Raw genomic sequence first — 9,631 nt, 5'->3', positions numbered from 1 at the left:
TCCACGATCAGCATCCCCGACCACCTGCTTCATGACAAAGCAGGCAGCGCAACAGCCAACCTGTAGGGGGTCAATTTTGGACGCCGATCCCCCGGCTTACGGGGTCAATTTTGCATGCCGAATGACACAAAACGGCATTAGACGAACGATTCCAAAGGGAGAGCCTCCGAAGCGGTTCGACCTAACCGACGCGTTCAGGGCTCAAGCCAGCTGGGGGGATGGTTCTCAAGAGCAAGAGTCAGAACAGGACACGGGTGTGGTAGTCGTCCGGATGATGCGATCCATTGATCCTGAAGATTATAATCGTCGATGCAATTGGCTCGAAGCCATCAATCTCGAACGCACAAAGGAAGATTACTCAGAGTTCGTTCGAGTCAATCGCGAATACATGCGTGATAGACTTTATGAACTGCGACCGCCGGGTCTTGATTTCATTCACGCAGGCCGCGCGATCGTTGAAAGCGCGGGTTTTGAAATCGAATCAGCGTTAGTCCAGCATTGCCTCCACCTCACGGAAGCAGATTCCGATATTGAAAAGGCGTTCTATTGCGCGATCACAGCAGCCGTGAACAGCTGCCCCGGACCAGCAGACTGGGATATGATTGCCCTCGCGTTAGCGACATTCGTGCACACTTTGCCACACTTCAAGTCGATCGTTCAGCCAGGCGAGTTTCATCAGCCGTTTGGAGACAAGACCGGTTGGCGAATGGCAAAGAACCCCTGTAGCTCCACTCGGCTGCAACCCTAAATCCAACCACAACCTCTCTACGAAACTGTCCGGACGCTTTTCCGCGTCCGGACAGAGGGATGTGTCATGTCACAACGAAAAGATATCAAGGCTAAAACCACGCCCGTCATTCCACGGATGAGCCTCAGCATCAATACCGCGCTGATCGATAAGCCTGATCAAGGCGTCATGAAAGCGCACAGCGCAAGTGGCTGGGATTCAAAGGAGCTCAATGTCGCCGAACTTATCCAGCATGTCACCGACGGCCACGCATTTGCACCGCAATTCAAAGATGGGCAGCGAAAGGGAAAAAAGTTTCTCGCCGCTGGCTTTCTCGCCGCGGATTTAGACGGGACTTTGAGGATCAATGAAGCCCGAGATAATGCGTTCATAAACGGAAATGCGGCGTTCATCTACACAACAGCGTCGCACACCGACGCGGAGCATCGCCTGCGGGTTGTCTTTGCGTTGGAACGATCCATCTTAGCAGCACAGGATTGGGCCGATGCCAATCTAGCCCTCGCATTTCGACTAGGTGCAGACCTGTCGATCAGCGATAAGGCGCGATGCTTCTTCGGCTCCAGCAAAGCGTCAACGTGGAGCTATGACAACGTGATGCCTCGTGAGGTTCTCGATGATCTCATCGAGAACGGCAGGGAGCTCCGAAGCGTCCAAAAAAGCAAGCTGGCGATCAACTCGTCCAAGAGAGTCAAGAGCGAAACGCCGCTCATGCTTGCCAGCGGCGATACGGCATTTCTCGGTGACCTTGAGCCCGGGACGAGCGTCCATTGTCCGCATCACGATGATCGCCATGCAAGCGCTTTCGTCGTCCCTTCGTGGACTCGGGGCGGCTTGGGAATTCACTGCCGTGCATGCGGGCTGACCTACTGGGAGCTTGAGCCCGATCAGTATGATTTTGGAGCATTCGAGCGGATGGTTCAGCGGCGGCTTGAAAATCCGGAACGCACGTCGGAACCCAAGACCCTGTTTGAGGAATTCTTCCCGCCAGATTCCCACTGCACCGTGATTCAGGAGAGATTCCTGCCGGCCCTCAAATTTGAACCGGGCATAACCCTGGTTAAGAGCCCAAAGGGCAGCGGCAAAACAACTGCCCTGAAACAGCTTATCCATGAAATCGAGAAGAACGCTGGAAAGAATGGCTTTCCAAAATCCATCCTATTAGTCGGCCATCGACGCGCGCTGCTCAGAGAAGCGGCAAGTCGTCTGGGCCTGGCTTACTATCTTGATCTGGGACATGTCATGAAGAACCCCAGCAGGCTGGCCGTCTGCATCGACAGCCTTCCGAATTTCACCGAGAGCTACGTCTATCGATGTCAGGGTAAGCGACCATTCTTTCGGACAGACCCGCCATTTGAACTCGTGATCATCGACGAATCGGAGCAGCTGTTTTCGCATTTGGTGGGCGATACGATCACAAAAACCAAAGGTGGCTTGGAGCGATGCTACGACGCGCTGGCTTTCGAGATCCAAGGGGCAAAGTCCGTCGTCGCGCTCGATGCCGACTTAGGTATGCTCACCTCCCACGTGCTGGGGTATCTTCGACCACAAGACTGGCGTGACAACACCAGCATCATTTTGAACAAGCCACTTACTCAGAAATCAGAACGGAAGCTGCAACTCTATGCCAGTGAGAAGGTGCTCAGGGAGGAGCTTATCTCCAGCATTCAGAGTGGAGAGCGATGCTTTGTGACCTCAAACTCAAAAAAGCAGATCAAAGTGCTCGCGGAAATACTGCGAGAAAAATGTGGTTCATCCCTCAAGATGAAAGTCATCACCTCGGACAATTCACAGGACCCTGCAGAAATCGATTTTGTACAAAATGTCTGTGAGGAGATTCTCAAGATTCAGGTCTTAATGTGCTCCCCGTCTCTCGGAACCGGTATTGACATCACGTTTCCCGATCCACAGGGCCTTGAGGAGAGCGGTCTATGCAAGGTCGACCGTGTGTTTGGTTTCTTTTACCCCAAGGTCAACACCCACACCGATATGGACCAGCAGTTGTGGCGCGTCCGAAATCCCGGGCAAGTCAAAGTATGGATCAGCCCCACCCGGTTTCAGTACGCGTCCAATTTTGACGTGATTCGCGACGATCTGGCGCGCGCAAGGGTCGTCCCTCGCGCGGTCACCGGCTACGCCCCGGATGGTTTGACAAAATATAATCCCACCGACCCGCTGCTGTTGATTTATACGCACGTGGTGGCAGCACAGCGCGCATCAAAGAATAATCTCATTGAATTGTTCTGCGATCTTAGACGATCCCAAGGTTGGGAGATCGAAAAGAACGACGAACAGTCACTACCCAACAAGGACCGGTCTGAGGCCGAGAAGCGACTTTGGAGCGATCACGTTCGCGGGCTACTTGAGGCTGACGATGTGGATGACGACGAATATTTGGATCTTTGCATTCTCCATGAAAATCAGACGTTGTCTCCCGCGGAGCGCCTCCGCTACGAGCGCAATTTTCTTCAGCGGGCTCTTTCGGTCGACCTGACCTACGACATTTTGGTCTTGAATCACGACAACAGGCTGCTGGAGCGCGTTGAAGCGTTGTCTAAGCTTCAGAACCGCTGGAAAGATCTTCTGAAAACCGTCCGGATGATTCTCGTGAGCCTGGACGATGAGCTTTCTCGCCTCTCCGGGGATAAGACGATTCTCATGGCTGTGCTCGCGGTTGCAGCAGGCATCGCTGACGAATCGGGATTTCGATCTGACGTCCGAATCACCGTTCAACAGCTGTCAGCGTTCGCTGATCTCTGTGAACGGAATCGTAATTTCATTCACGAGCGTACTGGGGTTCCCATTCGTCGGGACGTGCGCTCCAATCCTGTCCGGCAGCTGAATGGGCTCCTCAAGACCCTGGGCCTTAAGGTGAATCCCGTCGCCCGAGAAAAGCGAGCGAAACGGGCCACCCGGTACTACGCGTTGGATCCGGCAAAACTCGAACTCATGGCGCGATTGGCGTCGGCGTATCGCTGCAACAAGGACATCAAGGCTGAAATCGTGGCGGCAGCATAGGGGCCAGTACCCCGATATTTTAGGTTAAGTATCCTCCCTCGATCTATTGGTCCCATTACCCCAAAATGGCTCGGGTTAATTGTTCATAATATCCTGATGGTCGGCTCTCCCGGCAGCGGCAAATCAATGCTCGCGGCACGCCTGCCTTCGATTCTCCCACCGCTGTCGCCGGCCGAGCTGCTGGAAGTGTCGATGATCGCGTCGGTTGCCGGCGCAATCGACGGCGGTGCGCTCACCTCGCACCGGCCGTTTCGCGCCCCGCATCATTCCGCCAGCATGGCCGCGCTGACGGGGGGCGGCACGCGCGCCAAACCTGGTGAAATCTCGCTCGCGCATAACGGCGTCCTGTTTCTCGACGAGTTGCCGGAGTTCGATCCGCGCGTGCTGGATTCGCTCCGGCAGCCGCTCGAGAACGGCGAGATCGCGGTGTCCCGCGCCAATCATCGCGTGACCTATCCTGCGCGTTTCATGCTGGTGGCGGCGATGAATCCATGCCGCTGCGGCCATGCCTTTGAGCCTGGCTATGCCTGCAAGCGCGGCCGCATCGATCGCTGCACCGCTGACTATCAAATGCGCATCTCGGGACCTCTCCTGGACCGCATCGATCTGCGCATCGAAGTGCCGGCTGTGACCGCCTCCGATCTCATTCTGCCGCCTTCGTCGGAAGGTTCAGCCGAAGTCGGCGCTCGTGTTGCCACGGCACGGGACATTCAGGCAGCGCGCTATGCTGCGCTCGGCCTTACGAATGTCCGGACCAACGCCGAAGCCCCGGCGGCCGCGCTGGAAGACATCGCGCAACCGGATGCACAAGGGCTGAAGCTGCTCCGCGACGCCGCGGAAAGCATGCGTTTGTCGGCGCGAGGCTATCACCGGGTACTACGCGTCGCCCGCACGCTCGCGGACCTCGATGCCGCTGACAAGATCGGCCGGCTGCACCTTGCCGAAGCTCTGTCCTATCGCGCGCTCGCCGACGACATCAAACGCGCGGCCTGACATTATAGCGTTTTCGAGCGAAGCATGTCCTCGGACTTGACCCGAGGATGGTGACCTGCTCGCGTGAAGAAAACGCTTCAAAATAACAATACAGTTCGCCTCCGTCCGCGACGGATCCGCAAGTTGCCGCCCCGATCTGCCTCGCGACACCGGTCCTGTGATGTCTCGATAAGACCTCGTTAACCTTGTTCGCATCCGAACCGTTTCCGGTGTGGCCCTCGAGGACTTCCGCAATGTCATGCTTTCATGCTGACAGGGACACACACACGCTGCGCGTACTTTCGTTGGCGGCAACCGCCTCCGACGAACGCTGCAGGAAATTCGGGAAGGTCGATGGCAGCGCGATTATTCTGGATGAGGGCACGCCTGCGTGGGCTGATCCGGCAACATCCCCGGCTGAATGTTGCTTTTCGAGCCTTCATGACCTTTTCAATCGCGTTCGGAGGTGCCTACGGTTTCATTTCCGGAAGCCGAAGCGCCGATTACGACCCTCACGCCTTCGCAATCGGCATCAGCTTTCTGTTCGCGCTCGCTTGTGTCGCGCTGGCGATCCAGAGCATACGCTTGCGCAGGATGCGCAAGAAAATTCGCAAAGTTGCTCTCCACAATGAAGCGCTCGCTGATCGCAATTGGGAGCTGAAGGAAGCGGAGGAGCGCGCGCGCTGCCTTTTCGAGTCGCAGGGCGATCTGATCGTTTTGCGCGATGGGACCGGCGCCATCACCTCGGTCAATGATGCCTATTGCATCCTGGCTCAGCGATCACGGGCGGAGCTGCTTGGAACCCGGTTCGCGCTCCCCGTTCTCGAGCAAAGCGAGAGCATGATTGAATCGAACGGCACGCGAATTTGCGATCAGCGCGTCGAAACCGCACGAGGCCCCCGTTGGATTGCATGGCGCGAAGCCCTGATGCGGATCGACGCCAACCATCCGGCAGAACTACAATGCGTCGGCCGCGACGTCACCGATCGTACCGAGACCGAGCGCGTGCTCGGTGAAGCGCGGGATCACGCGAACGCGGCCAACCAGGCGAAATCGCGCTTCCTGGCGATGACGTCGCACGAGTTTCGCACACCACTTAACGGCATCATCGGCATGAGCGGATTGCTGTTGGAAACCTCGCTCACGCCCGAACAGACGACATATGTCAAGGCAGTGAAGGCATCCGGAGATGCATTGTTATCGCTGATCGAGGAGTTGCTCGACTATTCCAAGATCGAGGCCGGGAAGATCGACCTGGAACGCCGCCCTTTCATCCTGTGCGATCTGATCGAGGACATCACCGAACTGCTGGCGCCGCGTGCGCAGGCCAGGCAGCTTGAAATCGCCGCCTATATCGATGAGACCCTGCCAACCGAAGTGATCGGAGACGCCGCGCGCTTGCGCCAGGTGCTGCTCAATCTTGCAGGCAACGCAATCAAATTTACGGCGTCCGGCGGCGTTGCGCTGACCGTCGCCCCCGGCGTCGGGCACGACGATATTCGCTTCATGGTCCGTGACACTGGAATTGGCATTGCGCCGGATGCGCAGGCTCGGATTTTCCGTGATTTCGAGCAGGCCGACGACCAAATTGCGCGCAATTACGGCGGATCGGGACTGGGGTTAAGTATCAGCAATCGCATCGCTAAACGGATGGGCGGGCGCATCACGCTGCAGAGCAAGCCGGGTGCCGGTTCGACATTCGAGGTCTCAATCCCTCTTCCTGCTCACGAGAGCGCACCAGAACGAAAGCGCTTTGTCACGCCGGATCTGGCGGGACATCCAGTCATGCTCGTGGCGCCTCAGACCATCGAGACATCGCTGCTCGCCCGGCGCCTGGAGCGATGGGGGGCCGAGACTTGCACGACATCGGACCTCGCAGTTGCTCACGCGCTGCTTCCGGAGCGAGCGTGGCACGCCGTGCTTGTCGATCATGCGATGGGCAGAGATGAGATCTGGCGGCTCGGTCAGGTTGCCCGCCAACATTCGGCGCGCCGGATCGTCATGGTCACGCCATCCACAAGGCAGGACCTTCAGGCCACCGGCGCCGCGGCGTTTACGGGCTATCTTGTCAAGCCTTTGCGAGCTGCGTCGATCGCAGCGCGATTGTCTGCGCCGATCGAGGACTCGACCTTCCTTCGCACCACCAACGGCCAACCTGATTGCGACAGGCCTGAACGATCCGAGACATCGACCACGACGTCCGCACCAAGCCTTTCAATTCTCGTCGCGGAGGACAATGAGATCAATGCGCTCTTGACGCGATCACTCCTGACCCACCTCGGGCATGCCGTCATCGTCACCGCAAACGGAGAGAAAGCGCTGGAATCGTGGGACGCCGCCCTAGCCGCGGGTAAGCCCTACGATCTCGTCCTGATGGACGTCCAGATGCCGACCCTCGACGGCATTGAGGCCACCAGGAAAATTCGCGAACGAGAAGCCGCCCAGTTCGGCCGCCGCACGACCATCTTGGCGTTGACCGCCAACACGCTGACTGACGATCGTTATGCCTGCTTCGAGGCCGGCATGGATGGCTTTCTCGTCAAGCCGCTCGATCGCGACAGGCTGGCCGAAGCGCTTGCGGGATTGACGGCCGCTCGTCACGTCCCCGCCTGAGGTAACATGCACCAGTGCGCACGTCTCGTTGCCAATGAGACCTACCTTTGCGCACGAGAAATCTCTAAAGCCGCCTTAGCGCGACCTGCTCGACGACATGATCGGCCCCCTTCTTGAGGATCAGGTTCGCACGGGGCCGCGTCGGCAGAATGTTGTCCTCCAAATTGGCACGGTTGGTGCGCTCCCAGATTGCAATCGCCGTTGCGATCGCTTCATCGTCCGACAGCAGCGCGTACCGATTAAAATAGGACCGTGGGTCCTGAAAGGCCGAATCCCGCAGGGCAAGGAAGCGGGTCACGTACCAGTCGCGCAGCACCGGCTCTTCGGCATCGAGATAGACAGAGAAGTCGAAGAAATCGGAGACGACCGGAACGGCCCTGCCGTCGCGCGGGAGCGGACCGGTCTGCAGAACATTGACGCCTTCGACGATCAGAATATCGGGCTGACTGATCTCGATCCACTTATGAGGGACGATGTCGTAAGTCAGATGCGAGTAAACCGGTGCGCGCACCGGCGCACGGCCGGCCTTGATGTCACTGAGAAACGACAGCAGAACCGGCAAGTCGTAACTCTCCGGGAAACCTTTTTTCTGCATCAAGCCGCGTCGCTCGAGCACCGCGTTCGGAAACAAAAATCCGTCAGTCGTGACGAGTTCGACTTTGGGGCGCGGCGACCATCGTGCGAGCAGCGCCTGCAACACGCGCGCCGTCGTTGATTTTCCAACCGCAACCGACCCGGCAACACCGATGATATACGGCACCTTGCGATCATGAATGCCGAGAAACTGACGCTGAGCAACAAAGAGACGCTGCATCGAGGCCACATAGATCGACAGCAGTCTGGACAAAGGCAGATAAATTTCCTCGACCTCCACGAGATCTAACCGATCATGCATCGACCGTAACGCGGCGATTTCATTCGCCGCCAGCGTCATCGGCATATCGTGGCGGAGTTTTGCCCATTCGGCACGGGGGAAAACCCGATACGGATTATATTGCTGCTGTTCTGCCCGCGAATCCATGAAGCTTGCCTCGGGGCTGGAGCATGATCCCGAAAAGTGGAAACCGGCTTTCGGAAAAGATCATGCTCAAGTTGAATCGGACGCTAGTCGCGATTGCGTGCGGCTTTCTCTTCAAGTCCCGATCTCGTCGTGCGTTGCGCCAAAACAGCTTCGACATCTTCCAGCGTCACATCCCTGGCCTTCAACAGCACAAGGAAATGAAACAGGAGATCCGCACCTTCGGCGATCAAATGATGCCGATCATTCTCGACTGCCGCGATGACCGTCTCAACAACTTCCTCGCCGAGCTTCCTGGCGCAATGTACGGGGCCCTTGTCGAGCAGCTTTCGCGTGTAGGACGCATCGCCCCCGGATGCAGCCCGGGCGTCAATGATGGCAGCAAGATCATGGATCGTGAAACGCGGCATAATCCGTCTACTCGTCCGGTCGCACTTTTAGGCACACGGCAACTGTTGAATACCTAGCACTTATGCGATCCAAAGTCGTTAGGGATCGAGCCGCATGGCCAACCCGGCACGAACCATATGCTCCTTGGCTTCGCGAATGGTAAATTCCCCGAAGTGAAAGATCGATGCCGCAAGGACCGCCGTGGCATGGCCTTCGCGAATTCCATCGACCAGGTGATCGAGATTGCCGACGCCGCCGGACGCGATCACGGGCACGGAAACGCCATCGGCCACGCGCCGGGTCAGCGGCAGATCGAAGCCCTGGCGGGTGCCGTCGCGATCCATCGACGTCAGCAGGATCTCGCCCGCGCCGAGCGACACCACTTCCTGCGCATATTCGATCGCATCGATGCCGGTGGATTTGCGCCCACCATGAGTGAAGATTTCCCAACGGTCCGCGCCACCGGCCCTCGACACCCGTTTGGCATCGATGGCGACCACGATGCACTGGTCGCCAAACTTTTCCGCGGCCTCTTTGACGAACTCACGCCGGCTCACCGCTGCGCTGTTGATCGAGACCTTGTCCGCTCCGGAGCGCAGCAAGGTACGGATATCCTCGATGGTGCGAACGCCGCCGCCCACGGTCACCGGCATGAAGCAGGCTTCCGCGGTACGCCGAACCACATCCAACATGATGCCGCGATTTTCGTGCGTTGCGGTGATGTCGAGAAAGGTGAGTTCGTCGGCGCCGGCGGCATCGTATGCGACCGCCGCTTCCACGGGGTCGCCTGCATCCCGCAGGTCCACGAAGTTGACACCCTTGACGACCCGGCCATCCTTTACGTCAAGACATGGTATGACACGGACCTTGAACAT

General features: G+C 57.9%; 6 protein-coding genes and 1 pseudogene. 4 read left to right on the top strand and 3 right to left on the bottom strand.

Going from position 1 to position 9,631, the window contains the following annotated elements; all coding sequences use genetic code 11:
• From B2M20_RS00665 to B2M20_RS00650, 4 genes and pseudogenes are all read left to right on the top strand, one after another.
• Nucleotides 1–748: hypothetical protein (locus tag B2M20_RS00665; protein ID WP_210189112.1), on the top strand; the 748-nt coding region annotated here is incomplete at its 5' end.
• A 66-nt stretch (nt 749–814) separates the two neighbouring features.
• Complete coding sequence (locus tag B2M20_RS00660; protein WP_079445184.1) at nt 815–3,763, top strand: plasmid replication protein, CyRepA1 family; 2,949 nt, start codon at nt 815–817, stop codon at nt 3,761–3,763.
• Between the two features lie 84 nt (nt 3,764–3,847).
• Nucleotides 3,848–4,756, top strand: a pseudogene (locus B2M20_RS00655) (YifB family Mg chelatase-like AAA ATPase); the annotation flags it as partial.
• 333 nt (nt 4,757–5,089) lie between these two features.
• A complete protein-coding gene (locus B2M20_RS00650; protein WP_079445182.1) occupies nt 5,090–7,348 on the top strand; it encodes a response regulator in 2,259 nt (752 codons plus the stop codon).
• 64 nt (nt 7,349–7,412) lie between these two features.
• On the opposite strand, the gene coaA is transcribed toward B2M20_RS00650, so the two are convergent.
• From coaA to hisF, 3 genes are all read right to left on the bottom strand, one after another.
• The gene (coaA, locus tag B2M20_RS00645) at nt 7,413–8,369 is read right to left on the bottom strand and encodes a type I pantothenate kinase (protein WP_079445181.1); all 957 of its coding nucleotides are present in this window, start codon (nt 8,367–8,369) and stop codon (nt 7,413–7,415) included.
• 83 nt (nt 8,370–8,452) lie between these two features.
• Nucleotides 8,453–8,776 (bottom strand): phosphoribosyl-ATP diphosphatase, encoded by a 324-nt coding sequence (locus B2M20_RS00640; protein ID WP_079445180.1) that lies wholly within the window; start codon nt 8,774–8,776, stop codon nt 8,453–8,455.
• Nucleotides 8,777–8,854: 78 nt separating this feature from the next.
• On the bottom strand, nt 8,855–9,631 hold the full coding sequence (hisF, locus tag B2M20_RS00635) for an imidazole glycerol phosphate synthase subunit HisF (RefSeq protein WP_079445179.1): 777 nt from the start codon (nt 9,629–9,631) through the stop codon (nt 8,855–8,857).

The organism is Nitrobacter vulgaris (assembly GCF_002028545.1).
In the GTDB taxonomy this organism is placed as follows: Bacteria; Pseudomonadota; Alphaproteobacteria; order Rhizobiales; family Xanthobacteraceae; genus Nitrobacter; species Nitrobacter vulgaris.
The sequence above is the reverse complement of the archived record's forward strand: the minus strand, read 5'-3'. Positions and strand labels throughout refer to the sequence as shown.